At 67.1% G+C, this 25976-nt stretch carries 24 protein-coding genes, 1 tRNA gene and 1 other RNA gene; 10 read left to right on the top strand and 16 right to left on the bottom strand.

Annotated elements, in window-relative coordinates:
* Positions 1–17: 17 nt before the first annotated feature.
* From OYT95_RS16260 to OYT95_RS16250, 3 genes are all read left to right on the top strand, one after another.
* Complete coding sequence (locus OYT95_RS16260; protein WP_268791957.1) at positions 18–2372, top strand: MMPL family transporter; 2355 nt, start codon at positions 18–20, stop codon at positions 2370–2372.
* 125 nt (positions 2373–2497) lie between these two features.
* Positions 2498–4231: an ABC transporter ATP-binding protein gene (locus OYT95_RS16255; protein WP_268791956.1), complete on the top strand. Its 1734-nt coding sequence runs from the start codon at positions 2498–2500 to the stop codon at positions 4229–4231.
* Positions 4228–6183 carry an ABC transporter ATP-binding protein gene (locus OYT95_RS16250; RefSeq protein WP_268791955.1) on the top strand — a complete coding sequence of 652 codons (1956 nt, stop codon included), beginning with the start codon at positions 4228–4230 and terminating at the stop codon, positions 6181–6183. Before OYT95_RS16255 ends, OYT95_RS16250 begins: the two co-directional genes overlap by 4 nt.
* 42 nt (positions 6184–6225) lie before the next feature.
* Here the strand turns inward: OYT95_RS16250 and OYT95_RS16245 are convergent, their stop codons facing one another.
* Together OYT95_RS16245 and OYT95_RS16240 are read right to left on the bottom strand one after the other, a co-directional pair.
* A complete protein-coding gene (locus OYT95_RS16245) occupies positions 6226–7467 on the bottom strand; it encodes a hypothetical protein (protein ID WP_037239535.1) in 1242 nt (413 codons plus the stop codon).
* Positions 7468–7472: 5 nt separating this feature from the next.
* Positions 7473–9356: a sulfatase-like hydrolase/transferase gene (locus OYT95_RS16240; RefSeq protein ID WP_268791954.1), complete on the bottom strand. Its 1884-nt coding sequence runs from the start codon at positions 9354–9356 to the stop codon at positions 7473–7475.
* Positions 9357–9462: 106 nt separating this feature from the next.
* On the opposite strand from OYT95_RS16240, the gene tgt reads away from it, so the two are divergent.
* Positions 9463–10707 (top strand): tRNA guanosine(34) transglycosylase Tgt, encoded by a 1245-nt coding sequence (tgt, locus tag OYT95_RS16235; protein ID WP_065488723.1) that lies wholly within the window; start codon positions 9463–9465, stop codon positions 10705–10707.
* A gap of 45 nt (positions 10708–10752) precedes the next feature.
* On the opposite strand, the gene OYT95_RS16230 is transcribed toward tgt, so the two are convergent.
* From OYT95_RS16230 to OYT95_RS16220, 3 genes are all read right to left on the bottom strand, one after another.
* Positions 10753–11481, bottom strand: coding sequence for a queuosine precursor transporter (locus OYT95_RS16230; RefSeq protein ID WP_112301667.1), 729 nt, complete (start codon positions 11479–11481; stop codon positions 10753–10755).
* Positions 11482–11599: 118 nt separating this feature from the next.
* On the bottom strand, positions 11600–12223 hold the full coding sequence (locus tag OYT95_RS16225; protein ID WP_128640258.1) for an RDD family protein: 624 nt from the start codon (positions 12221–12223) through the stop codon (positions 11600–11602).
* A 158-nt stretch (positions 12224–12381) separates the two neighbouring features.
* Positions 12382–13050, bottom strand: a complete 669-nt coding sequence (locus tag OYT95_RS16220) for a hypothetical protein (protein ID WP_112301669.1) — start codon at positions 13048–13050, stop codon at positions 12382–12384.
* Between the two features lie 531 nt (positions 13051–13581).
* On the opposite strand from OYT95_RS16220, the gene OYT95_RS16215 reads away from it, so the two are divergent.
* Entirely contained in the window at positions 13582–14151 is a 570-nt protein-coding gene (locus OYT95_RS16215) for a DUF4190 domain-containing protein (protein WP_037239546.1), read from the top strand.
* Here the strand turns inward: OYT95_RS16215 and gluQRS are convergent.
* From gluQRS to OYT95_RS16200, 3 genes are all read right to left on the bottom strand, one after another.
* Positions 14120–15076: a tRNA glutamyl-Q(34) synthetase GluQRS gene (gene gluQRS, locus OYT95_RS16210; protein WP_037239554.1), complete on the bottom strand. Its 957-nt coding sequence runs from the start codon at positions 15074–15076 to the stop codon at positions 14120–14122. The genes OYT95_RS16215 and gluQRS overlap by 32 nt on opposite strands.
* An 11-nt stretch (positions 15077–15087) precedes the next feature.
* Complete coding sequence (locus OYT95_RS16205) at positions 15088–15696, bottom strand: TetR/AcrR family transcriptional regulator (RefSeq protein WP_037239557.1); 609 nt, start codon at positions 15694–15696, stop codon at positions 15088–15090.
* A gap of 79 nt (positions 15697–15775) precedes the next feature.
* On the bottom strand, positions 15776–16354 hold the full coding sequence (locus OYT95_RS16200; protein WP_268791953.1) for a dihydrofolate reductase family protein: 579 nt from the start codon (positions 16352–16354) through the stop codon (positions 15776–15778).
* A gap of 83 nt (positions 16355–16437) precedes the next feature.
* Here OYT95_RS16200 and OYT95_RS16195 point away from each other — a divergent pair, with 83 nt between their 5' ends.
* A complete protein-coding gene (locus tag OYT95_RS16195) occupies positions 16438–17019 on the top strand; it encodes a TetR/AcrR family transcriptional regulator (RefSeq protein WP_268791952.1) in 582 nt (193 codons plus the stop codon).
* Here the strand turns inward: OYT95_RS16195 and OYT95_RS16190 are convergent.
* Positions 17003–17671 carry a lysophospholipid acyltransferase family protein gene (locus OYT95_RS16190; protein ID WP_128640254.1) on the bottom strand — a complete coding sequence of 223 codons (669 nt, stop codon included), beginning with the start codon at positions 17669–17671 and terminating at the stop codon, positions 17003–17005. The genes OYT95_RS16195 and OYT95_RS16190 overlap by 17 nt on opposite strands.
* 54 nt (positions 17672–17725) lie before the next feature.
* Between OYT95_RS16190 and OYT95_RS16185 the strand changes: the two genes are divergently transcribed.
* Complete coding sequence (locus OYT95_RS16185; protein ID WP_112301672.1) at positions 17726–18313, top strand: TetR/AcrR family transcriptional regulator; 588 nt, start codon at positions 17726–17728, stop codon at positions 18311–18313.
* On the opposite strand, the gene OYT95_RS16180 is transcribed toward OYT95_RS16185, so the two are convergent.
* From OYT95_RS16180 to OYT95_RS16170, 3 genes are read right to left on the bottom strand one after another with little or no spacing between them, the layout of a single operon-like run.
* Positions 18297–19835, bottom strand: a complete 1539-nt coding sequence (locus OYT95_RS16180; RefSeq protein ID WP_268791951.1) for a metallophosphoesterase — start codon at positions 19833–19835, stop codon at positions 18297–18299. The two genes, OYT95_RS16185 and OYT95_RS16180, sit on opposite strands and share 17 nt — an antisense overlap.
* 38 nt (positions 19836–19873) lie before the next feature.
* Complete coding sequence (locus OYT95_RS16175; RefSeq protein ID WP_268791950.1) at positions 19874–20434, bottom strand: TIGR03086 family metal-binding protein; 561 nt, start codon at positions 20432–20434, stop codon at positions 19874–19876.
* Positions 20431–21240 carry a helix-turn-helix domain-containing protein gene (locus OYT95_RS16170; protein ID WP_268791949.1) on the bottom strand — a complete coding sequence of 270 codons (810 nt, stop codon included), beginning with the start codon at positions 21238–21240 and terminating at the stop codon, positions 20431–20433. The genes OYT95_RS16175 and OYT95_RS16170 overlap by 4 nt, the downstream gene beginning before the upstream one ends.
* Positions 21241–21395: 155 nt before the next feature.
* On the opposite strand from OYT95_RS16170, the gene OYT95_RS16165 reads away from it, so the two are divergent.
* Complete coding sequence (locus OYT95_RS16165) at positions 21396–21911, top strand: COG4315 family predicted lipoprotein (protein WP_037239586.1); 516 nt, start codon at positions 21396–21398, stop codon at positions 21909–21911.
* Here OYT95_RS16165 and OYT95_RS16160 read toward each other — a convergent pair.
* The 4 genes from OYT95_RS16160 to OYT95_RS16145 form a co-directional block, all read right to left on the bottom strand.
* Entirely contained in the window at positions 21886–22569 is a 684-nt protein-coding gene (locus tag OYT95_RS16160) for a YoaK family protein (RefSeq protein WP_112301675.1), read from the bottom strand. The genes OYT95_RS16165 and OYT95_RS16160 overlap by 26 nt on opposite strands.
* A gap of 65 nt (positions 22570–22634) precedes the next feature.
* On the bottom strand, positions 22635–23594 hold the full coding sequence (locus OYT95_RS16155) for an alpha/beta hydrolase (protein ID WP_037239592.1): 960 nt from the start codon (positions 23592–23594) through the stop codon (positions 22635–22637).
* A 177-nt stretch (positions 23595–23771) separates the two neighbouring features.
* Positions 23772–23859, bottom strand: a tRNA-Ser gene (locus OYT95_RS16150).
* 59 nt (positions 23860–23918) lie between these two features.
* Positions 23919–24413 carry a hypothetical protein gene (locus tag OYT95_RS16145; protein ID WP_037239595.1) on the bottom strand — a complete coding sequence of 165 codons (495 nt, stop codon included), beginning with the start codon at positions 24411–24413 and terminating at the stop codon, positions 23919–23921.
* Between the two features lie 125 nt (positions 24414–24538).
* Between OYT95_RS16145 and ffs the strand changes: the two genes are divergently transcribed.
* Together ffs and OYT95_RS16135 are read left to right on the top strand one after the other, a co-directional pair.
* Positions 24539–24633: signal recognition particle sRNA small type (ffs, locus tag OYT95_RS16140), an RNA gene on the top strand.
* Positions 24634–24676: 43 nt separating this feature from the next.
* The gene (locus OYT95_RS16135; protein WP_268791948.1) at positions 24677–25975 is read left to right on the top strand and encodes an aminotransferase class I/II-fold pyridoxal phosphate-dependent enzyme; all 1299 of its coding nucleotides are present in this window, start codon (positions 24677–24679) and stop codon (positions 25973–25975) included.
* Position 25976: the final 1 nt, after the last annotated feature.

Genomic DNA, 25976 nt, shown 5'->3' with positions numbered 1-25976 from the left:
CTCAGAAGGAGTCTCTCGTGGCCACCTATCTCTATCGGATCGGCAGATTCGCCTACCGGCGAAAAGGCGCGGTCCTCAGCGTCTGGTTGGTGATCCTGGTCCTCATGGGCGTCGGCGCGGCAACGCTGTCCGGGCCCACGAAGGACTCGTTCTCCATCCCGGGCACCCCCGCGCAGCAGGCGCAGGACCTGATGGCCGAACGGTTCCCCGAGGCCGCGGGCAGCGACCCGATGAACGCCGTCAGCGCGCGCTATGTGTTCGCCGCACCCGAGGGGCAGACCCTCGAGAGCGAGCAGAGCCAGCAGGCGATGGACGCGGTGCTCGCCAAGGTGCGCGGCATCGAACAGGTCCAGGACGCCGCCAAGGTCGATCCCGCCACCGCCTCGGGCGCCGACGCCGCGAAGGCGCTGGTCAACCCCGTCACCGCGAACGAGCAGCTCGTCGAGATGGCGAAGTCGTCCGCGGCCGACAAGGGAATCAGTGAAGACGCCGCCGTCGCGAACGCGCAGGCGCTGTCCCCGCTCAACGCCGACAAGACCGTCGGCTACGTCGAGGTGCCGTTCAAGGGCGGCATGGGCGACGTCGACCAGGCTCTGCGCGACCACATCTCGGCCGCAGCCGACGCCGGCCGCAACGCCGGACTGACCGTCGAGATCAGCGGTTCGGCCGCCAACGAAGCCGAACCGCCCGGCGGCGCCACCGAACTCGTCGGTATCGGCGTGGCCGCTGTCGTGCTCGCGCTGACGTTCGGTTCTCTGGTCGCCGCGGGTCTGCCGTTGATCACCGCGATCATCGGCATCATGATCGGCAGCCTCGGCATCACCGTCGCCACCGGCTTCACCGACCTCAGCTCGATGACACCCACGCTGGCCATCATGATCGGCCTGGCCGTCGCCATCGACTACTCGCTGTTCATCGTGTCCCGGTTCCGGCACGAACTCTCCCTCACGGACGACCGCTCGGAAGCGGCCGGACGTGCCGTCGGCACCGCCGGTTCCGCCGTGGTGTTCGCCGGTCTCACGGTGATCATCGCCCTGATCGCGCTGCGCGTCGTCGGGATCCCGTTCCTCTCCGACATGGGCGCAGCCGCCGCGTTCACGGTGTTCATCGCCGTCTCGATCGCGTTGACGCTCCTGCCCGCGATCCTCGGGCTGTTCGGGAAGAAGGCGTTCGCAGGCAAGATCCCGTTCCTCAGCAGTCGTGACCTCGAGGACGACGAGGGCAAGCCGAGCCTCGCCCTGCGATACATCAGCGCCGTGGTCCGCAGGCCCGCGATTCCGCTGATCGCCGGAGTCGTGGTGCTCGGGGCGCTCGCCATCCCCGCGACCGGCCTGAGCCTGGCCCTGCCCAGTGAGGGCACCGGCGACCCCGCCACCAGCTCGCGGCAGGCCTACGACCTCGTGAGCGAAGGCTTCGGCCCCGGCAAGAACGGTCCGCTGCTCGTCGTCGTCGACGCCAAGGACGTCACCACCGGCACGCCGTCGGAGGCGTTCGGTGAGGTGGTGAAGACCATTACCGCACAGGACGACGTGTCCAACGCTCAGGTCGTCGGCGTGAACAAGGCCGGTGACACCGCGCAGATCCTGGTGACGCCGAGCAGTGCCCCCAGCGATCCGGCGACGATGGATCTGGTGAACAACATCCGCGGTGCGGAGACAGATCTGCACGACTCGATCGGCGTCAACTACGGCGTCACCGGGCAGACCGCGCTCGAAGGCGACGTGTCCGAGACGCTCCAGGACGCGCTGATCCCGTACCTCGCGGTGGTCGTGGGCCTCGCGTTCCTCCTGCTGCTCCTGGTGTTCCGTTCGGTGCTCGTGCCGCTGACCGCCACGCTCGGCTTCCTCCTCAGCGTCGCGGCCACGTTCGGTGCCACGGTCGCCGTGTTCCAGGAGGGCTGGGGCGGCATCATCTCCAACCCGCAGCCGATCGTCAGCTTCATGCCGATCTTCCTCATCGGCGTCGTGTTCGGTCTCGCGATGGACTACCAGGTGTTCCTGGTGACCCGGATGCGGGAAGAGTACGTCCACGGCGCGACCGCGAAGCAGGCCGTCACCGTCGGCTTCAACCACGGTGCCCGGGTGGTCAGCGCCGCCGCGGTCATCATGATCTCGGTGTTCGCGGCCTTCATCGCCGAGCCGAACTCGTTCATCAAGTCGATCGGCTTCGCCCTGGCGGCGGCCGTGTTCTTCGACGCCTTCGTCGTGCGCATGGTGATCATCCCGTCCGTGATGGCACTGCTCGGCGACAAGGCGTGGTGGCTGCCGAAGTGGCTGGACAAGATCCTGCCCAACGTCGACATCGAAGGCGAGAAGCTGAAGAAGGTCCTGCACGACGCGGACGAATCGCTAGTAGGCGCTTCGCGCCCGTGAGTGGTTGACGAGTCTCTGGACTCGTCAACCACTCACGGGGCCGCAGGCCCCGAAAATCCGCGGGCCTGCGGTCGTTTCTGTTGGTAACCTTCGGACATAATGATGACCCGCCAGGATCGCTGCCCATGTTGAATGCCCTGCTCACCACGTACCTCCGCCCGTACAAGCGGGAGCTCACGGCGGTCGTCCTGTTCCAGCTCGTCGCGACCGCGGCAGCCCTGTACCTGCCCAGCCTGAACGCCGATCTCATCGACAACGGCGTCACCAAGGGCGACACCGCGTACATCCTGTCCACGGGCGTCATGATGCTGCTCGTCACCGTCGTGCAGATCATCTGCTCGATCGGTTCGGTGTTCTTCGGCGCCCGTGCCGCAATGGGTTTCGGGCGCGACGTGCGCCGCGCCGTGATGCATCAGGTCGGGAGCTTCTCGTCCCGTGAATTCGGCCGTTTCGGCGCGCCGTCCCTGATCACCCGCAACACGAACGACGTGCAGCAGGTGCAGATGCTGGTCGTGATGAGCTGCACGATCCTGGTGATGGCGCCGATCATGTGCGTCGGCGGTGTCGTGATGTCGATCCGTGAGGACGCCGGGCTCGCCTGGATCCTGGCGGTCACCGTGCCGGTACTCGCGCTGTCCATGGGTTTCGTGATCTCGCGGATGGTGCCCGCGTTCCGGGAGATGCAGACCCGCATCGACGGGGTGAACCGGGTGCTGCGTGAGCAGATCACCGGCATCCGGGTGGTGCGGGCGTTCGTCCGCGAGCGCTCCGAGATGCAGCGGTTCGGCGACGCGAACGAGCAGCTCACCCAGACCGCCCTGCGGGTCGGCAGGCTGACCGCGGTGATGTTCCCCCTCGTGATGGTCATCGCGAACATCACCAGCGTCGCCGTCATCTGGTTCGGCGGTCACGAGATCAACAGCGGCACCATGCAGGTCGGCTCGCTGACCGCGATGCTCAGCTACATCATGCAGATCCTGATGTCGGTGATGATGGCGTCCTTCATCGCGATGATGGCGCCCCGCGCCACCGTCTGCGCCGAACGCATCGGCGAGGTGCTCGCCACCGATTCCACCGTCGTGCCGCCGGTCGATGCGGTCACCGTGCTGGAAAGCCCCGGTGTAGTGGAACTGCGCGACGCCCAGTTCAAGTTCCCCGGCGCCGACGAACCCGTGTTGCGCGACATCAGCTTCCGCGCCGAACCGGGCAAGACCACGGCGATCATCGGCGGCACGGGTTCGGGTAAGACGACGCTGCTGTCGCTGATCCCACGCCTCATCGACGCCACGTCGGGTGCGGTCACCGTGTCCGACACGGATGTGCGTCGCATCGACTTGGACGTCCTGCGGTCCGGCATCGGACTCGTTCCGCAGCGGCCGTACCTGTTCTCCGGCACCGTCGCCACCAACCTCCGGTACGGCAAACCCGACGCCACCGACGAGGAACTGTGGCGGGCGCTGGAGATCGCGCAGGCCGCCGATTTCGTGCGCGCCATGCCCGAGGGTCTCGACACCCCGATCGCGCAGGGCGGCACGACCGTCTCCGGCGGTCAGCGGCAGCGGCTCGCCATCGCGCGGGCACTGGTCCGTCGTCCGTCGATCTACCTGTTCGACGACTCCTTCTCGGCCCTCGACCTCACCACCGACGCGCGGCTGCGTGCGGCGCTCAAACCCGAGACGTCGGACGCGTGTGTCATCGTCGTCGCCCAACGCGTCTCGACGATCGTGGAGGCCGAGCAGATCGTGGTCCTCGAGGACGGCGCCGTCGTCGGAATCGGCACGCACGACCAACTGCTCGAGACGTGTCCGTGTTACGTCGAGATCGTGGAATCCCAACGATCGGTCCAGGAAGCACTATGAGCGATCGCGCAACCACCACCACCGCCGACAGGCCCGCCGGCCCGCGTATACCGGGACCGGTCGCTCCGGGTGCCCCGGGGTCCAAGCCGAACGACCTGTGGCCGTCCACCAAGCGGCTGCTGCGGCGGCTGCGTCCCCACCGGATCGCCGTCGGCGTCGTGCTCCTGGTCGCTGCCGTGTCGGTGGTGCTCACCTCGATCGCGCCGCGCATGCTCGGTCAGGGCACGAACCTGATCTTCGACGGCATCATCGGCGCGCAGTTGCCCGCCGGGATGTCGAAGGACCAGGCCGTCGCCGCGCTGCGGGCCGACGGTCAGAACACGTTCGCCGACATGGTGTCCGGCATGGCCGTCGTACCCGGTGTCGGTATCGACTTCAGCGCGCTCGGCCGGGTGTTGGCGATCGTGCTGGCCCTGTACCTGGGGTCGTCGGTGTTCATGTGGCTGTCGGGTTTCCTGCTGAACATCATCGTGCAGGGCGTCGTGAAGAATCTGCGCGCCGAGGTCGAACGGAAGATCCACCGACTTCCGCTGCGCTACTTCGACTCCCACTCCCGCGGCGACCTGCTCAGCCGCGTCACCAACGACATCGACAACGTCTCCCAGTCGTTGCAGCAGACGATGAGTCAGCTGATCGTGTCGGCGATGACGGTGATCGGCATCCTCGTGATGATGATCGTCATCTCCCCGCTGCTCGCGTTGATCGCGGTGCTGACGGTGCCGCTGTCGATCCTGGTGACCGCGCAGATCGCGAAACGGTCCAAGACCCACTTCGTGTCGCAGTGGAAGTCGACCGGAGCACTCAACTCTCACGTGGAAGAGGCGTACACGGGCCACGAACTGGTCACCGTGTTCGGCCGTAGCCGTGAGGTGGAGGCCCGCTTCGAGGAGCAGAACGAAGCGCTCTACCAGGCCAGCTACCGGGCCCAGTTCATCTCGGGCCTGATCATGCCGGCGATCATGTTCCTCGGAAACCTCAACTTCGTGGCCATCGCCGTGCTCGGCGGCATGCGGGTGGCGTCCGGCACGATGAGCCTCGGCGACGTGCAGGCGTTCATTCAGTACTCGCGCCAGTTCACCCAGCCCCTCACCCAGATCGGGGCCATGGTCAACCTCATGCAGTCGGGTGTGGCGTCCGCCGAGCGGGTCTTCGCCATCCTCGACGAGGACGAAGAGCAGCCCGACCTCACCGAAGCTCCGACGCCGGCCGAACCACTGGGCCGGGTGGAGTTCTCGGACGTGTCGTTCAGCTACTCGCCGGAGAAGCCGCTGATCGAGAAACTGTCGCTGGTGGCGGAACCCGGTCAGATGGTCGCCATCGTCGGACCCACCGGGGCCGGCAAGACCACACTCGTCAACCTGATCCTGCGGTTCTACGAACTGGACGGCGGCAAGATCCTCCTCGACGGCGTCGACATCGCCGAGATGTCGCGCGACGACCTGCGGTCCCGCATCGGCATGGTGCTGCAGGACGCGTGGCTGTTCGGCGGCACCATCCGCGACAACATCGCGTACGGACGTCCCGACGCCACGGAGGAGGAGATCCAGGCGGCCGCCCGGATCAGCTACGTCGACCGGTTCGTCCACTCGCTGCCCGACGGTTACGACACCGTCATCGACGAAGAGGGCAGCAACATCAGCGCGGGTGAGAAGCAGCTGATCACCATCGCCCGCGCGTTCATCTCGCAGCCGTCCATCCTGATCCTCGACGAGGCGACCAGTTCCGTCGACACCCGCACCGAGCTGCTGGTGCAGCACGCGACGGCGGTTCTGCGCAGTGATCGCACGAGTTTCGTGATCGCGCACCGCTTGTCGACCATCCGCGACGCCGACCTCATCGTCGTCATGGAGGACGGCCGCATCGTCGAGCAGGGCAGCCACGACGACCTGCTCCTCACCCGCGGAGCGTACTACCGCCTCTACAACAGCCAGTTCGTCGGCGCCGATGTCTGACGACTTGTGAGTACTTATCAACCCCCCGCGGTTGACAAGTACTCACAGGCAGGCGGCGGCGCCTCCGGATTCGAAGGTGGCGGTGTCGCAGTAGGCGGAGCGCGGATAGTACGGACCCATCGTGGTGGCGGGGTCGGTGTGATTGCTCTGCGAGGCCTGCACCGACTGTGGGTAGAAGGCGTCGGACGGCAGCATGTACCGCAGGAACAGCACCTTCTTCGCGACGTCGGTGGAACCCCAGGGGATGACGGTGACGGTCGGGTCGGATGCGGCGCGAGCGGGGACGTCCTGCGGTGCGGCGACGACGTAGGTGTAGTTGCCGTCGCCGTCGGTGCGGGTTTGGAAGTCGGCGGCGCATGCGACGACCGGATAGGGCGTCACCTGATCGTTCTGGCACATCGACCAGTACCGCACCTGGCGGCCGGGTGCCGTGACGGGTTGGCCGGCACGGGTGTCGGGGAACGTCGGCGCCCGGCCCTGCACGACGACGATGCGTCCGGGCTGATACGTCAGCCCCGCCCCGACATACTTGTTGTCGCCGTTGGGAAACAGGCCCGACGTGCTCGCGGGGTTCACGAACGTCGCCTCGGGCACGTTGCCGGGGAACGCGCCGGACGCGGCGCCGGCGATGACCTGATCGAATCCGGCCTCCGCGACCTGCCCGAGTGGGCCGTCGTCGTAGGCGGAGGGATCGAATGCGGATCCGCAGGTCGGCACGGGCGACGTGCGGCCCCCGGATGTCAGCGTCACGTCGGGAAGGGGAACGCCGCCCGTGGGCGATGCCGGGTCGTCGGGCACGTACACCCGGATGATGAGGAATCCGACGGGTACCGACTGCGCGTTCGCACCGGTGGGCAGGGCCTGAATCTGGTTGCGCGAGTGATCGGCCGGACCGGTCACGACCGTCGCGTGCCAGCGCTTCTGCGCGGAGGGCAGGGAGCCGGCGGCAGCGTCGGCGAACGGGTTTCCGCTGCCGGGGTCGGGTCCGATCTGGTTGTCGCGCAACGTGTCGACGGTGTCGAAGTTCGTCCCGTACGTGTTGAGCGAGAAGTAGCGGGCGGCCGGATATGTGCCGCTCAGTTCGATGGTGTCGCCCGGCCCCAGCGCGTAGGGCAGAACCCAGTACGTCGCGTTGGCGTCGGGGAAGGCGACGTCGAGCACGGTCGAGTCGGACATGAACTGCCACGCGCACTGCGTCGTCGGGGCGGGCTGCGCGTACGCGAGGGATGCTCCGCCGGACCACAGCAGCAGAACCAGCACGGCGGCAACGACTTTCCCGGCCATGGCCGTCAGAACACCTCCCCGAACGCGGTCAGCTTGTCGATGCCCTCGCGGTCGATCTCGCCGGGTGTGTACCGGTTGATCAGCTGGATGTAGGCGAGGTACCGGGCCATCGCGTCGGCACCCTGCTGGGCGAACGCCGGGGGGAGCGGCGCGGCGAGCTGAGTCGGCAGGTACTGGGTCATCAGCTGGGCGGCCATGGCCGGACCGCGCGGGTCGTGATCGAAGGTGTTGTCGAGTTCCGCCCGACCGCGTTCGGTGGCGTAGTCGTAGAACTCGTACTGGAACGACGCCGGGTCGACGTAGGCGGTGGGCCCCAACCACTTCGAGTACACCGCGACCTTCGCCTCCGGGGTGCGCAGCACGTAGATGTGGGTGGGGGAGTTGTTCCAGTTGACCCCCTGCGGTGCGTGCTCGTTGGTGGCGAGGACGACGTGGTCGCGCCCGGCCGCGGCGTTGCTCCGCAGCAGCGGCACGAGGTCGACGCGTTCGGCGTACGTCGCGAACAGGTCCCCGGCCATCCAGTTCCGGTCGCCGTGCCCGAGCGTCGCGAGCAGCGGCACCACGTCGACGCTCGATGTGAGCTGCCCGCGCGGGGTGTCGGTGTCTCCGGTGAATCGCCCGGTCGGGTCGGCGACGATCAGCGGGATGTGGAAGGCCTCGTCGTAGGCGGTGGACAGTTTGCCGGCGACGAAGCCGTGCGCCCCGGCGTATTCGCCGTGATCGGACGTCATGATGAAGACGGTGTTCGCCGCGACGTCTTCCGGCAGCGAGTTGATCACCGTGCCGATGTGGTGATCGACCATCGACAGCACGTTGGTGTAACTGTCCAGGGCCCGCTCCCAGTACGTGTACGGCGCGAACGCGATGTGACGGTCGGGATCGGTGCCCTGACCGTAGGGCTGGAGGTAATAGTTCGACAGATTCTGGATGTCGTCGGTGACGCCGCCCCACACGAGGGCCTGGAATTCCCGCGCGAACACCTGGGTGCTCGGTTTCGACTGCAGTGCCTTCTCGGGTTCCCAGTTGGGCGGCACGGACGGATAACCCAGCCGCGGAGGGTCGCCCTCGCCGGTGGTCACCGACCAGGCCCGGGCGGGACTGAGCGGGGGAACGTTGTTCGCGTACAGCGACTGATACCGTTCCGCTTCCGTTCCGGCCCAGAAGAACTGCTGGTCGTGGGGATTGACGAAGCTCGCCGTGAGGCAGAACGGGCCGTCGCCGGGTTTACGTGTCGACAACCACGCCGCGGCCTGGTCGGCGATGTGCCCGTCGAATTCGAATCCCTCACCGTTCAATCCGATGATGTCGGGCATGGTCAGTCCGTCGAACCCGTACTCCTCGAGATAGCCGGGGGCGAGTCCCGAGTCCTCGTCGGGGGACGGCGACAGATGCCACTTGCCGACGTACGGCGTGACGTAGCCCGCCTGCCGCAGCAGCTTGCCGTACGTCGGAAAGTCCCTGCCCATCGCGGGCGACGGGACAGGGGAGGCTCGATTACCGGTCCGCGTCTGCAGCATCCAGTTCTGCAATGGATACAGCCCGGTGACGAAACACGCACGGCCGGGGCTGCAGGCCACCCCGGCCGTGTAGTGCTGCGTGAACTTCACCCCGGGCGCCCACAGCGTGTAGAGGTTGGGCATGAACCGCTGCAGGAACTGGTCGGCAGTGGTGATTCCGGCCGGAAAGACCTGGGGAAACCGCATCTCGTCGACGACGATGAACACGATGTTGGGCTGCACGTAATTGCTGGGCTGACGCCGCAGCGGCTTCTCCGACGCGTCCGCTCGACGATCGAACAGGCCCGACATCACGGTCACCCCGCCCGCCGCTGCCGCACCCGAGAGAAACGTTCGCCTGTCGATCCGATGGCCGGCCTTCTCGTCGCTCATGGCGGTTCCTCCGGTCGAAGGGATGGGATCGTCTCACTCTCTGTACCCACTTTCGAACGAAGTAGTGATGTGTCGCCGGAAATGTCGCCCGTGATTGGATACACCGGTGAATGCTGTAGTCCCGACCCCGCCCGATCCGTTCTTCACCGTCGGCACCCGACTCGACGGGCAGCTGGGCCGAACCGGAACCATTCACACCCCGCACGGCGACATCGCGACGCCGTCGTTCGTCGCCGTCGGCACCAAGGCCACCGTCAAGGCGGTGCTGCCGGAGAGCATGAAGGAGCTGGGCGCGCAGTCGCTGCTCGCCAACGCGTACCACCTGTACCTGCAGCCCGGGCCGGACATCGTCGACGAGGCCGGCGGTCTGGGCAAGTTCATGAACTGGGACGGCCCGACGTTCACCGACAGCGGCGGATTCCAGGTCATGTCGCTGGGCGTGGGGTTCAAGAAGGTCCTCGCGATGGAAGCCGTCGGGGTGCGTTCCGACGACGTCATCGCGAAGGGCAAGGAACGCCTCGCGACCGTCGACGACGACGGCGTCACGTTCAAATCGCACCTGGACGGGTCGCGGCACCGGTTCACGCCCGAGGTGTCGATGCAGATCCAGCACCAGCTCGGCGCCGACATCATGTTCGCGTTCGACGAGCTCACGACGCTGCTGAACACCCGCGGGTACCAGGAGCAGTCGGTGGAGCGGACGCAGGCGTGGGCGGTGCGCTGCATCGCCGAGCACGAGAAGCTCACCGCGGAGCGTTCACATCGCCCGTACCAGGCGCTGTTCGGGGTCGTGCAGGGCGCGCAGTACGAGGACCTGCGGAGGCAGGCGTGCCGGGGGCTCGAGTCGATCACGGGGGAGAGTGGCCGCGGCTTCGACGGGTACGGCATCGGCGGGGCACTCGAGAAGCAGAACCTGGGCACCATCGTCCGCTGGTGCAACGAGGAGCTTCCCGAGCACAAGCCGCGGCACATGCTCGGCATCAGCGAGCCGGACGACTTCTTCGTGGCCATCGAGAACGGCGCCGACACGTTCGACTGCGTGAACCCGTCTCGGGTCGCGCGCAACGCCGCGATCTACCACCCGGACGGCCGGTTCAACATCAACACCAGTCGCTTCCGTCGTGATTTCACGCCCATCGACGAGAACTGCGATTGCTACACCTGTGCGAATTACACCAGCGCCTACATTCACCATTTGTTCAAGGCGAAGGAAATGCTGGCGTCCACGTTGTGCACCATCCACAACGAACGCTTCACCGTCCGGTTGGTCGATCAGATCCGCGCCAGCATCGAAGGCGGCTACTTCGACGAGTTCAAAGCCGACACCCTGGGCCGCTTCTACCGCACGTGAGTGGGAAAGCGTCCTCGGGCACGCATTCCCACTCACGTGGGCGGGTCAGAGCTGGTAGGTGGGTTCGCGCTTCTTCACGTAGGCGATGACCCGGTACGTGATCGGCATGACCAGCACCTCCACGAGGGTCTTCCACAGGAAGCCGACGATCACGTAGTTGACGAAATCGCTCCACGTGCTGATGCCGATCGCGCCTGCGGCGATGGAGCAGAAGATCAGGGTGTCGGCGAACTCACCGACGATGGTGGAACCGATCAGCCGCGCCCACAGGTGCTTCTCCTTGGTGCGCTCCTTGATCAGGACCAGTGTCACCGAGTTCAGCATCTGCCCGACGAGGTACCCGGCCAGCCCGGCGAGCAGCAGTCGCGGGTAGACGCCGACGACGGACCGCAGCGCTTCCTGGTTCTCGTAGAAGTCGGCGGACGGCAGTTCGATGAGGAGCCAGAAGCAGAACGCGGCCAGGATCAGGGCGCCGAAGCCCAGGTAGATCGCGCGACGCGTCGACTTGAACCCGTACACCTCGCTGAGCACGTCGCCGAGAATGTAGGCCAGCGGGAACAGGAAGAAGCCGCCGTCGGTGATGATCGGCAGGATCTGCAGCGGCCCGACAGTCAGCGACGAATCGGCGAAGAATGCGACGCCCTTCGTCGCGCAGATATTCGAGATCAGCAGCGTCGCGGTGAAGAGGGCGACGAACGTGGGGTAGTACCCCCGGCTGACGTGCGCGAACGTCGCGTGGTCGTCTGGTTTGGTCTGCTGGTCTGAGGCTGTCACGCCGCAATCCAAGCACCTGCACGGGGAAGGGCGCGAATCAGGAACGGGTGAACGTACCTTTTGTCCGATCTGACGCGACGAAAGGTACGTTCACCCGCACGATAGGAGGTGGCTCGGACTAGCCCTGGACGACCCGCGTGCCGCCGGCCAGTTCGTCGTGCTTGCCCTGCTTGGTGGGGCTGCCGTTGATGGTCACGCCGATGACGACGGCGGCGACGACGCCGAGCAGTCCGAACAGGAACCCGAGGAACGGAAACCCGCCGAGCGCGGAGAGGACGTAGAAGCCGTTCCTGGTCAGCGACTGTTGCTGGGTGGGGCGTCCGCCGTTCGGACCCTCGACGCGCAGGCCAAGAATCTGCTTGCCCAGGGTCTGCCCCCTCGTCGTCTCGAGGAACACGAAGTAGCCGACGGCGGCGGCCGCGGTGAGGATCGCGCCGAGGACGCTGCCCAGGAAATTGCCCAGCACCAGCGCGAGAACGGTGCTGACCACAGCCATCGGGATGCCGACGATCAAGCCGTCGATCACCCGTGCGCCCAGGCGGGGAAGAAGTTCACCGGGGCGGGACGGGTCGAACCCGAAGTCCGGCTGGGCGAACGGCTGGGTGCCGAACGGCTGCGCCGAATCGAACTGCGGCGGTGCGCCGAACTGCTGTCCGTACTGCTGCTGCCCCGCCCCGTTGTGGTGCGGTTGCCCGCCGAACGGCTGTTGTCCCTGGCCTGGATCGAATCCACCGGTAGTCATGTGTTCCCCCTCGAATCTCGAGTCCTTAATGTCTCGGATGACGCCTGAGCACCTTACGCAAGGGGTGGGAGTGACTCGAGTGACGGGAGTAGCAAAACGGGTGAGCGTCCTTTCCGTCCCGAGGGACGGAAAGGACGCTCACCCGTGGGAGCGAGCAGTCAGGCCGCGACGTAACGGCCGGTGAGCACGCGGTACGCGTAGGTCGACGCGATGATCGTGATCGGGATCGAGACGAGAAGTCCGACGCCGCAGAGGATTGCACCGACGATGTTGATGCCGACGAGAGCGAGGGCCAGCAGCAGCACCGGGCCGACGTTCTGCGAGATCACGCGGAAACTCGACTTGATGCCGGTGATTGCGTCCTCGTTCTGATCGATGACGAACTGCAGCGTCCACCAGGTCAGGAAGATGACGATGAGGCCGGGGATGATGAGCAGGACGAAACCGATGGTGGCGGCCACACCGATGATCACGCTGGCGATGATGATCGCCGCGACGTTGGTGAACTGGAAGAACGAACCGAACGCCGGCTTGTTCCCGTCCACCTCGTGCAGTGCGCCCCGCACGAGAGCCGCATTGATCAGATAGCCGACGATGGTCGTGACGATCGTGCCGATGATGCGCCACACCGAGAACGCCGCGCTCATGTCGGACGACGTGCTGAAGCCGCCGAAGACGAGGTTCAGCACCACCTGGATGATGGCAGCGATCAGCAGGATGCCGATCCAGATGAGCGCGTTGTCCTTGAACTTGTTCCAGCCGTAGCCGATCGCGTCGCCCACGGAGAACTGCCCCGGCGTCTGCCCGGGCGTGCCGTAATCCGACATCGGAGGGGGCGGCGGATATCCGCCGGGCGGCGGTCCCTGCGGCGGCGGCGGGTAATTGCCCTGCGGCGGCGGGTAATTTCCGCCGGGCGGCGGCGGGTAATTACCGGGGGGCGGTGGATAGTTTCCGCCGGGCGGAGGCGGGTAGTTTCCGCCGGGCGGCGGTGGCGGATATCCGCCGGGCGGCGGTCCCTGCGGCGGCGGCGGGTAATTCCCCGGGGGCGGCGGATAACCACCGGGCGGCGGTGGAGGATTGCCCTGCGGGGGGTATCCGCCCTGGTCACCACCTTCAGGTTTGTCGTTAGGGTCGTGTCCACCAGTCGTCATGTGATCCCCTCAGCAAGAGTTGAATGCTCGCGCGTGACAGTGCGAATAAACACTACGTGGACAATCCTTTACTCGCCTCCCTTTGGTCTGCTTCTTCTCCTGCGGTTTTGATGCTTTACGCTGGTTATCGTGACTAATTCTGGGGGATCGGACGATTCGAATCCGTACAACGGGCAAACACCACCCACTTACGGTGAGGTTCCCGGCTTGCCGCGCGACGGATACGGGGTCGACGAATCCGGTTATCCCACCTATTCGGCGCCCACCGAGAAGTACCCCGACTATCAGCAGCCGGGCGCGTACGGGACTTCTCCGAATCCGTATGCCGCGCCCAATCAGAATCAGTACGGCGGCGACCAGTACGGGGCTCCGAACCAGCAGTACGGGACGCCCAACCCGTATGCCGCCCCGAATCAGTACAGCGCCCCCAACCAGTACGGCGGCGCGCCCAATCAGTACGGGGCTTCGGGCCAATACGGGGGTCCCGCCCCGCAGTACGGCCCACCGAACCCGTACGGCGCGCCCTACCAGCGGCCGCTGGGGACGAACGGTCTCGCGATCGCGTCGCTGATCACGTCGATCGTCGGCGGATGCTTCTACGGCCTCGGCTCCATCGTCGGCATCATCCTCGGCATCATTGCGCTGGGCCAGATCAAGCAGTCCGGGCAGGAGGGCCGGGGACTCGCGATCGCCGGAATCGCCATCGGCGGTGCCTACGTCGTCGGCTGGATCCTGTTCTTCCTGATCATGGTGATTGCGGCGGCGTCGGGAGCCTGACCACCCACGGTTCGCGGTGCAGGCGGGCGGGGTCGAACCGGTCGAGGAGTGTCCCGAGATCCACGACCTCACCCGGTTCCGCGAGCCGGAGTGACGTCGCCAGCACCCCGAGGACGTCGCTCGGGGTGCGTCCCAACGCTTTCTGGTCGGCGAGGGTGACGGCGCCGTCGCGTTTCGCGAGCCGGTTGCCGTCCTCGTTGAGCGCGAGGGCCACGTGCGCGTAGGTGGGGGCGGTCAAACCGAGCAGCCCCGCGAGGTAGGCCTGGCGGGGCGCGGACGAGAGCAGGTCGTCGCCGCGCACCACCTGATCGATTCCCTGGGCGGCGTCGTCGACGACCACCGCGAGGTTGTAGGCGGGTGTTCCGTCGCCGCGCCGCAGCACGAGATCGTCCACCATGCCGGAATAACTGCCGTGCAGGATGTCGTCGATGGTGAACGACGTGACGCCTGCGCGCAGACGCAGCGCGGGTGGTCGTCCGCCGGCGAGCCGGTCTGCGCGTTCGTCCGGTGTCAGGTTGCGGCAGGTCCCCGGGTACGCGCCCTGCGGCGCGTGCGGCGCCGACGCGGCTTTCAGGATTTCTCTTCTCGTGCAGAAGCACTCGTACGTGAGGCCGGCGGCGTGGAGTTCGGCAATGGCGGCGTCGTACCGCGACAGTCGGTGCGACTGCGACACGACGTCGCCGTCCCAGTCGAGGCCGAGTTCCGCGAGGTCGGCCAGTTGCCGGTCCCGGGCGCCCTCGCGGACGCGGTCGAGGTCTTCGACGCGCAGGAGGAACTTCCGGCCGGTGGACCGGGCGAACAGCCACGCCAGCACGGCGGTCCGCAGGTTGCCGAGGTGCAGGTCGCCGGACGGGCTGGGCGCGAACCGTCCCGCGCCCTCCGCCCGAGGTGACAGCGGTTCACTCTGACGAGACGGGTGTGACATCGGCCGAGGGGTCAGCTGGCGAGTTCGATCGACGATGACACGACGTCGGCACCCTGCAGAATCATGCCGATCTGGGTGTCGAGGGCGTGCTCGAGGTACTCGGGCGGGTACAGCGCCGGACTGCCGATCGCATCGAGGGCGAGGCCGTCGACGGTGGCGAGGAGAAGCGCCGCACGGGTTTCCGCCTCCGGGGTGCCGATCCCGATGAGCACGGCGGACAGTCCGGTGCGGATGGTGAACAGGGTCTTGCGCCGGATCTCGGCGAGCGACGGGGAGGTGGCGGCCCGGACGGCGAATGCCGCCATGACATGCGCCTCTCGCGACCGCGCCTCGTCGAGCGGCAGCAACTGGGACATCGCGGCGAACAGGGCCCGGGCGGGATCGCCGCCGCGCTCGACCTCCGACAGTCGGGTGAGCAGTGTGTCGACGAGGGTTCGCAGGGCGAACGCGAACATCTCGTCCTTCGTGGAGAAGTGGTGCTGCACGGCTCCGATGGACACACCCGCCCTCTTGGCGACCTCGCGCACGCTGGCGCCCTCGAGACCCGACTCGGCCGCGACGTCGAACAGGGCTGCGGCCAGGCGTTCGGGGCTGGTGGACGAGTATCGGCGTTCGCGCATGCCTCGAACATTACTGACGTATTGAATCAATACACGCGTCAGGTGCCCGTGTTGCCGCGAGTGGCGGGTGTGACTTCGGTTATCGGCGGACGTACGTCAGGAAGATCATCCCGCTCTCGAAGGCGCGGCTCGCGGCCAGCCGGAACCGCTGAGGGCCGAATTCGCCGTCGAACAGCGGAATGCCGGTGCCGATCGCGACGGGGTTGAGCTTGATCCGGAGCTCGTCGATCTCGGGTTGCACCGCGGCGGCGAGCTTGCCGCCGCCGCACAGCCAGATGTGCTTGCCGTCCTCCCGCTTGAGTTCGCGCACCTTCTCGATCGGATCGCCCGAGACGATCTCGACGTCCGGGTCGGGCGACTCGGTGATCGTGGTCGAGAAGACGTACTGCCGCAGATGCGCGTACGGGCTGGTCACGCCGAGGTCGAGGCCGGGCTGATAACTGGCACGGCCCATGAGCAGTGTGTCGAAATGTTTGTTGGGGGCATCGATTCCCAGCGGTGCCCGCATGTGGGTGGGGACCGTCTCGGGGTACTCGGCGATCATCACGGGCATGTGATCGCCCTCGATCTCGAAGATGGTGCCGGTGGGGTCCGAGCCGTCGGCGCCGGCGATGAATCCGTCGATGGTGGCGGCGGCGTAGTAGACGAGCTTTCGCATGTGAGTCCTCCCATGGTCGGTAACTACTCCATTTGTAGTACTATGACTGCAGTGGTTGCAAGTCCTTTTGTCGAGGAGTGTCGATGGCGCAGAATCCGGAACGACGTGCGGCTCTCGTGAACGCCGCGATCGAAGTGCTTGCGCGCGAGGGTGCGCGCGGCCTCACCTTCCGCGCCGTCGACGTCGAGGCGAACGTCCCCAAGGGGACCGCGTCCAACTACTTCGCCAGCCGCGATGACCTGTTCGATCAGGTCGGTAAGCGGATTCACGAACGCATGGGCCCCGACCCCTCGGTGATCGAAGAAAGCGGGCGCAAGCCGCAGAATCTCGCGCTCGCCATCGAGTACATGCAGGGCCTGTTCGGCAGGGTCACCCGCGACCGCACCGGCTATCTCGCGTTGCAGGAATTGCGACTCGAAGCGGTCCGGCGTCCCGAGCTGCGGACCACGCTGACGCGCACGATCTCCGAGAACCTGGAGCGCGACATCGGGTTCCATCTCGACTCGGGACTGCCCGGTGATCGCAGCACCGTGCTGATGCTCTACCTCGCGATGAATGCGCTCATCGTCGAGCACCTGACGTTGCCCGGTGTGCTCGAGGGGATCGACACGGAGCGGCTCGTCGCCGATCTCGTGACACGTGCCGTCGCTACGCCGGACGCCTGAGCGCGTAGTCGTCCACGTACTCCTGGCCCGACAGCGTCATGAGGGCGTGCATCAACTCGTCCGTCGCGGCCCGGACGACGTGCCGGTTGTCGCGTAGCTCGGAGAATCGGGAGAAGTCGAGCGGTTCGCCGACGGTCACCGTCACCTTGCCCAACCGCCACATCCTCGATCCGACGGGGTTGACCTGCCGGGTGCCGTGCATGGCGACGGGCACGACCGGGGCGCCCGTCGCGAGCGCGACCCGGGCGATTCCGGTCTTGCCCTTGTGGAGTCGGCCGTCGGGCGACCGGGTGCCCTCGGGGTAGATTCCCCAGACCTTGCCGTCGTCCAGGATCTTCCGGGCGGTGTTCAGTGCGGATTCGGCCGCGGAGGCCCCGGATCGGTCGATCGGCACCTGACCGGCAGCGGTGAAGAACCAGCGTTTCGCCCGGCCCTTCGCGCCGCTCTCGGTGAAGTACTCGCTCTTCGCCACGAACGTGATGCGCCTGCGCACCATCAGGACGAGGAAGAACGAGTCGACGACGGTGAGGTGATTGCTCGCCAGGATCACCGGACCCGACGCCGGGATGTGGTGTGCACCGTCGATGGTGGGGCGCCCGACGATGCGCAGCACCGGTCCGATCAGCAGGTATTTGAAGACCCAGTACCACACGGTGAACTCCTCACTCGGGTGCCGAAGCGTGCGTAGACATTGTCTACTCCGCCCATGATAGACACTGTCTACATGAATGGAGAAGTGCAACCCCTGCGGGTGCGGCTGCTCGACAGTGGCCGCGAATTGCTGGACCAGGGCGGCATCGACGCCGTCGGGCTGCGCGCCGTCGCCCGGCACGCGGGTGTCTCGCACGGCGCGCCGCGGCGGTACTTTCCCACCCACAAGGCGCTGCTCGCGGCGATCGCCGCATCGGGATTCGCCGAGCTGTCCGAAGAACTCCGGTCGGCGATCGCGTCCGAGACGGACCCCCACGCGCGGTTGCGGCGGACGGCACGGCAGTACCTCTCCTTCGCCGACACCCACCGCACCCTGTTCGAGTTGATGTTCCGGCACGACCTGCTCGAGGGGTCGGGAGAAGACCTGCGGCAACACTCGAAACCCCTGTTCGAGACGGTCGTCGCACTCGTCGCGGACGCCGGCGCCGAGGACCCGCACGTGGTCGCGTTGAACCTGTGGACCCAGCTGCACGGCGTGGCGACCCTCCGCGCCACCCGCAGCATCGAGGTGATCGTCGGCGACTTCGACGTGGAAAGTTTCGTCGCGCAGCTGATCGACCTACATCTCAGGGCGCGGGCATGACGGCGCGCGGCAGATCGGCCCGCAACTCCACATCGGTGACGAAGTCACCGTCACCGGGCTGATAGCGACGCTGCTGATCGAAGTCCTCCACCCGGAAGCTGTCCAGCGTGGGGGAGTGCGTCGTGACGGCGAGCGTTCCGCCGTCGAGATCGAACTGCAGGAGTCGCTGGAACCCGGTCTCCCGGCGGCTGTCCACCGTGAAGTACTGGTAGTCGGCGAGCAACTCCACGACCTTCCGGTCCGTGTCGCCCACCTTCCGGTCGGTGACCGTCGTCTGCCCGTCGACATGTCCCGCGAGTACCAGGAACACCGTGTCGAACGGAACGACGAGCCGGTTCCAGATCTGCTGTCCCGCACTGCTACCGATGTCGCCGAACCCGCTCATCCGCAGCGAGCCGTCCTCGTCCAGGTAGTAGTGACTGCCGATCACCACGTTGCGGTCCGGGTGCTCGGCGAGCACGCCCTCGGCCCACTGCAGCACGTGTTCGGGCGGGTTGTAGCCGATGTAGAGCATCAGGAATTTCGCGCCGGCGATGTCGAGCAGGTCGTAGTGTGCCGAATTGTCCGTGTCCGTGACGGATTCGCCCCAGTACGGCCGGTCGCGGTACCGCCACGGCCCGAAGAACTCGTTGTAGAGCGCGTGATTCTTCTCGTGCTCGCCGGGAATGAGCCGCCCGCCGACGTTCCACAGGTTGTCGTGGTTGCCGGGCAGGACACCGTAGGGAATGCCGGCCTCTTCGAGCGTCGCCATCGCCTTGTCCGCCACCTCGAACTCGGGCCGGGCGCGGGACTCGGGCGCTCCCGGACGAATCCAACTCTGGACGAGATCTCCGGTGTGCATGGAATAGGCGATCTTGCGTTCGGCGGCGTTCTCGGCCGTCCAGCGGGTCATGTCGAAGTACACCTCCGGCCGGTCCCGCGACACGTACTGGGTGTCGCTGATGTGCTGCAGCGCGAAGTCGTACGCGTTCGGATCGGCGAACTGCTGATCGGCCGTCGCGTTGGCCTCGCGGAAACTCCGGTCCCGTCGCGGACCGTCGATGACGAGGATCTGCGCGGAGTCCTCACCCTCGATCCGAGTGGTCAGGGTGACCGGACCGCCCGGTTCGGACGGCTGCGCCGTCGCGACCGGCTCACCCCAGCTCTGCTCCTCCTCGTCCCACACGTGCATCGCGAGGTCGTCGAGATTCACCGAACGCCCGTGCCAGGTCACGTCCGTGCCTGCGGAGTCCGGACCGAACCGGACCTCGTACCGCACGTACGGGTACTCGTCGAAGCGGTGGCTGGTGGCCGGCATACCGTCCGACTCCTCACCCGGAACCCGCTGAGAGGGAGCCTTCTCGCCGGTGGTCCCGGTGAACATGACCGCGGATGCGAGGGGCGCCGAGGTGACGAGGCCACGCGCCGGCAGACCGGACGCGCCCAAGGTTTCGGGATCGGCCACCGCGACCACGTCACCGCCGAGCAGCGCCGCGGCCAGTGACACCGCCGTCAGCGCGGCAATCCTGCCCGGCACGCTCATGACCCGAGGTTACAAGCGCGACCGGGCGGGCGCTCGGGTCAGGCCTTGCGGCCGAGGAAGGCCAGGACCCTGGTCTGCTCGTCGGCGTCCGCGGGGACGTCCACTGCGGGGCCGCACACCCCGGCGGTGCGGATGTTGTCGCCCAGCCCCTCGGCGACGCCGCCGACCCAGGTCAGGTCGTCGGCGGGGATGGTCTCGTCGAGGCCGGTGGCCCGGGCCAGGTCCCAGCCGTGGATCACCAGGTCGAAGCAGTAGAAGCTGTCGACCGTCTTACCGAGGTCGGTGCGGCCGAAGTGCCCGTCGTACTCGCGGCTCACGAGAGCCGGATCGTCCAGGATCGCCTGCATGCCGTCGCGTGTGGCCGCCCAGGCGGCAACCGGGTCTTCGTCGACGGACGGCGGCTCCGGCAGTTCCAGGTCGACGACGGTGACGATGTAGCGCTGCGTGTCGATCACGTGCCGCACGACGTCGCGGGCCGTCCAGCCGTCACACGGGGACGCGTCGTCCCAGCGGTCGGCGGGCACGGATTCGACGCGCTTCGTGAACTTCGCGGCGAGGTCGCGGTAATGGGCTGCGGGGGTTTCGGTTATCGAGGTCATGCTGCCGATTCTTCTCCCGTTCGGCGCCCGAGGGCTTGAACATTTCCGACATCGACGACGGATTCCGTCCCGTGCCAGTCGGGGGCCTCACTGGCGAGGAGGCCGGACGGGGTGAGCGAGGAGATCCGGCGGCATTCCCGCGACAGATGCGCCTGGTCGCTGTAGCCGGCGGTGGCCGCGAGTTCGGCGAGTCCGGTCCGCGTCCCCGACTGCGCCAGCGCCATGAACCGTTGCAGCCGCAGGATTCCGCGGAGGGTCGCGGGCCCGTATCCGAACGCGTCGTTGCATCGCCGCTGCAGTTGCCGCTCGGTGACCGAGGCGGCGTCGGCGAGCGCGCCCACGTTCCACGAGTGCCGGGCGAGGGCCTGCCGGACGGCGCCGATCAGCGGGTCGGCTTCCGGTCCGCGGGTTCGCCACGCGCGCACGGCGTTCTCGAACAGGGCGATTCGTTCCGCGTCGGCGGGCGCATTGTCGAGCCGGTCGGTCAGTTTCCGTTCCCACGTGGACCCGAGCACGTCCCCGAGACCGACCCGGATGTTGCGGATCTCGGCCGCCGACGTCCCGAGCAGATGAGAGGCGGCGCCGGGGCGGAAACGGACGCCGACGGATTCGGTGCCCGGCGGCAGCGCGAAAGACCACGCCGTGGTTTCGGGACCGCACACGCGGATTCCCACACCCCGGATCCACAGAATGTCCATGCACGCGTCCGGCACCAGCAGGTGCTCGCCCTGCGTGCGCGCGGTCCACCCGCACACCAGGGTGTCGGCGAGGTCGGGCGACGGTGAGGTCGGCGAGTACCAGCCCATGCACAGGAGCGTAATCACGGATACCGACACGTGCGGGCCGGTCACATCGCCCGAAGTGCCCGCACCGGCACGCAACTCGAGGTGAACTGTATGCACGGGTCCGCAGAGGTTCCCCGAAGGCCCGCCACTTCGCCGTCACAGAGAACGAGGACTCCATGAGACGAACATGGGCGCTGGCCGCGATCGCCGCCGTCAGCCTGACATTCTCGAGTTGCGCCTACGACAGCACCGATTCCGGCGACACGGGCGGCAACGCCCCGGTATCGCCGACGCCGACGTCTCCGCCCGCCGCACCCGGAACACCCATCCTGAAGATGGGACCGACGACGCTCGGCGAGGTGATGGTCGACGACGGTGGCATGACTGTCTACGTGTACGACAACGACGAGGTCGGCTCCGGCGCCAGTTCATGCCGGGACACGTGCCTGCAGTCGTGGCCGCCGGTCACCTCCGTCACGGAGAACCCGACGGTTCAGGGGTTGCAGGAAGTCGTCATCGACACCATCCCGGCGCCGGACGGCACCCATCAGCTCACCGTGAACGGCCGCCCCGTGTACCGCTACAAGGACGACAACGAACCCGGTGACGCATTCGGGCAGGCGGTCGGCAGCGTGTGGTGGACCCTCGACTCCGCCGGCAACCCGGTCACGACAACTGCGGGCGGCGAGTAGCCCGGTCGATCCCCAGGTGGACGGTGACGGTCAGCGCTGTCGACAGCACGGCAGCGAACCACAGGGCGTCCAGCCCGATCCAGTGGTGCGCGAGAGCGCCCGTCACCGCTCCCACCACCAGGCCGGCCCACAACGCGAAGTGTCGTAGCCACGCCCACCGCGGCCCGCCGAACAGTGCCCCGGCCAGCCGATGTCCCATCTTCACGAGCGCGCCCGTCATGTAGGTGAGACCGATGGTCACCTCACCGTCGCGCTGGAAGAAGGAGTTCTCGGCGCCCATCGCGAGCAACATCGCGCCGACGGCCACGGTGCTCGCCCCGAGAGTCGCGGCCACCGCGCCGACGATCAGCAGTCCCGACACGACTGCGAGCACCGTCGTCCGGATGGGCAGGCGCCGACGATCGGACAGGTGCACGACCACGGCGCCCAGGGCGCAGCCGAGGACGAACATGCCGATCACCGCGGCAGCAGTCGCCGCGTGCGCCCACGCGGCGTCCGCGAACCCGACACTGAACCGGGTGAGGTTGCCGCTCATGAACGCGACGAAGAACCCGCCGAGCGTGATGAATCCCAGGGCGTCGACGTAACCGGCCAGCGTGGACAGCACCACCGCCAGCGCGAGCATCCGCCTGCTGTCGTCGATCGGCACACCCCACATCAAACACCGCAGTCGACGACAGTGGCCCCCGATCCGGAGATCGGGGGCCACTGTGGGGTAATTGCTCAGGCGGTGCCGAGGGCGGGCGCGAGAGTGCTGGCCCAGGACTCGTGCAGCCGGTCCTGCCAGTAGTTCCACGTGTGGAGGCCCTCGTCGGCGATGTGCGTCTGCACGTTGGCGCCTGCTGCCTTCGCCGCGGGGACGAAGGTCCTACTGCTCAGGCCGGAGGCGGTCTCGAGGGGAACCGTCTGCGAGAACTTCACCGGGTCGAACGAGTCGCTGTCCGGGTCGACGGTCGGATCGCCCGCCGCCGCACCCGCACCGGACGAGATGTAGACGGACTTGCCGCGCAGTGCGCCGACGTTGAGCAGCGGATCGTTGCGAAGCCACGCAGCCGACGGCCAGAAGCCCCACATGTTCAGCGCGTTGCCGCCCATCTGGGCGACGGACACCTGGATACCCTGCGCGAAGCCGGGCGAGCTGGCCGTCGGGTAGCCGCTGTAGGACGCGACGGCCTTGTAGAAGTCGGGGCGGTGAGTGGCCAGGTTCAACGCGGACGTTCCGCTCATCGACAGACCTGCGACCGCGTTGTTCACCCCGTCGCTGCCGAACTGGGAAGCCATCACCGGGGGCAGTTCCTTGGTCAGGAAGGTCTCCCACTTGACCCGGCCGAGCTTCGGGTCGTCGCGCAGCCAGTCGGAGTAGAAGGTGCCGCCGCCGCCGAACGGGATGACCACGTTGACGTGCTTGCCCGCGAAGAAGTTCTCCACGTCGGTCTCGATCAGCCAGCCGTTGTTGTCGTCCGGTGCCCGCAGTCCGTCGAGCAGGTACAGGGTCGGCGCGGGACCGCCGCCCGCGGCCTTGAGCACCTTGACGGGAATGTCCTTGTCCATCGACGGTGAATACACCGAGATCAGGGCGGAGTCGGCGTGGGCGACGCCGGTTCCCGCCAATACGGACACGAGGCCCGATGCCAATACTGCGACCAGGCCCACGATCAGTGCGCGGGTGCGACGAATCGCCATACGAATGTCCTTTTATCTCGAATCGACACACAGCACAGCGAACGCTGCACCGCAGACGATAACAGGGAGATAACGGATTGCGCCCGCTGTGGCCAGGACTTTCTTCGCCGGTCGGTGTTTGCGGACACAAAAAGGAACCCCTGTGAACCGCTTTTCAGCAGTTCACAGGGGTTCCTGTGGCGGAGGATAGGGGATTTGAACCCCTGAGGGCGTTAACCCAACCCGCGTTCCAGGCGAGCGCCATAGGCCACTAGGCGAATCCTCCGTGGAGGAGCATACCCAACGACGGCGGCTCACCGTTAAACGACCAGGTAGCCGCCCGTTCTATGCCCACTTCAGCTGGGTGAGGGCATGCTCGGCGAGGGGGACGGACCGGTCGCAGGACGTGTCCGGGTTCGCGGTGGCGTCGAGACCGAATTTGGTCTCGATCGACAGGGTTCCCGCATCGGTGGTGACCTCGAGGATGCACTGGTACTTGCTCTCGGCGAGTGCGCGCCCCTCGAGCCCGCCGACGTCGATCGTGCGCAGGGGGTCGACCGGTTCCGGCGCGCTCGTAGTGGTGATCGTCACAGTGTTCAGGGCCTCGGGCTTGCCCCACGTGCAGGCGCGACGTTCGGGACTGTCGGTGGCGGTGCCCTCGCCGGCGCCTGCCGTGAGAAGCGGTGCGAGCGTCGCATCGTCCGCGAGCGTGCACGGCTCGGCCGCGTCCCAGCCCACCGCGTCCGACGTGGCTGCGTCGTCGCTGCCTCCGCCGCACGCCGACAGTGCTGCCACGACGGCGGCGAGTGTCACCGCGTGTGCTGTCCTTCTGAGTTTCATCCCGATCCTTTGCCGAAGGTGGCCGAATGCGGGGGCGACGGTAGCACTGGCCGTGGTCAGAGGTGCGGCGTCGGGCCCGGGCCGGGGTGGATCCCGACCACGGCTCGGGGCCGTCTACACTCTGTGGTGGATCCCGCGCGGCGCGCATCCTGTGAACTCCCCCAGGGCCGGAAGGCAGCAAGGGTCAACGGGCTCTGCCGGGTGCGCGGGGTCCCCTATCTTTCGCATACCCGACCCACGATGTCGGTGAGAGGCCGCTCCTGATGACCAACCAGACCCAGATCGGGTTGATGAGCCATGAGGAACTAGTTTCGGAGCACGAGCGCCAGACTGCGAGTTACGCGCAGCTGAAGACCGAGAAGCTCACGCTCGACCTCACTCGCGGCAAGCCCTCGCCCGAGCAGCTCGATCTGTCGGCGGCGCTGCTGACACTGCCCGGCGACGGCGACTTCCGCGACGGCAACGGCACCGACACCCGCAACTACGGCGGGCTCACCGGCCTGCCGGAGCTGCGCGCCATCTTCGGTGAACTGCTCGGCATCCCCGTCGAGAACCTGCTCGCCGGCAACAACGCCAGCCTCGAGATCATGCACGACAATCTCGTGTTCGCCCTGCTGCACGGCACCCCCGACTCCCCGCGCCCGTGGTCGCAGGAGGAGAAGGTCAAGTTCCTGTGCCCGGCGCCCGGTTACGACCGCCACTTCGGGATCACCGAGACCTACGGCATCGAGATGATCCCGGTGCCGATGCGCCCGGACGGCCCCGACGTCGGCGTCATCTCCGAGCTGGTGGCCAACGATCCGCAGATCAAGGGTCTGTGGGCCGTACCCAACTACTCCAACCCGACGGGCGCGGTGTACTCGGAAGAGGTCACCCGGGCGCTGGCGTCGATGCCGACCGCCGCCCCCGACTTCCGGCTGTTCTGGGACAACGCCTACGCCGTCCACCCGCTCGTCGGCGAGACGGCGCCGTCGCTGGACATCCTCGGGATGGCCGCGGAGGCCGGTAACCCGAACCGGCCGCTCGTGTTCGCGTCGACGTCGAAGATCACGTTCGCCGGTGCGGGCGTCAGCTTCTTCGGTTCCTCGACAGCGAACCTGGCCTGGTACCAGCAGTACCTCGGTAAGAAGAGCATCGGTCCCGACAAGCTGAACCAGCTGCGGCACCTGCGGTTCTTCGGCGACGCCGAGGGCGTCCGCGCTCACATGGAGAAGCACCGCGAGATCCTGGCGCCGAAGTTCGCGCTCGTCCTGAAGATCCTCGAGGATCGTCTCGGGGCGTCGAAGGTGGCGTCGTGGACGGAGCCGAAGGGCGGCTACTTCATCAGCCTCGACGTCGTCGAGGGCACCGCGAAGCGTGTCATCGCTCTGGCGAAGGACGCGGGGATCGCGCTCACCGCCGCCGGATCGGCGTTCCCGTACGGCGTCGACCCCGAGGACAAGAACATCCGGCTCGCGCCGAGCTTCCCCTCGATGGAGGATCTGGACAAGTCGATGAACGGTGTCGCGACGTGCGTGCTGCTCGCCGCCACCGAATCACGCCTGGACCTGCCGAAGTCCTAGT

It is taken from the genome of Rhodococcus sp. JS3073, assembly GCF_026810085.1.
GTDB lineage: Bacteria > Actinomycetota > Actinomycetes > Mycobacteriales > Mycobacteriaceae > Rhodococcus_F > Rhodococcus_F wratislaviensis.
Note: the sequence above shows the minus strand (reverse complement) of the source record. Positions and strands in the feature narration are given on the sequence as shown.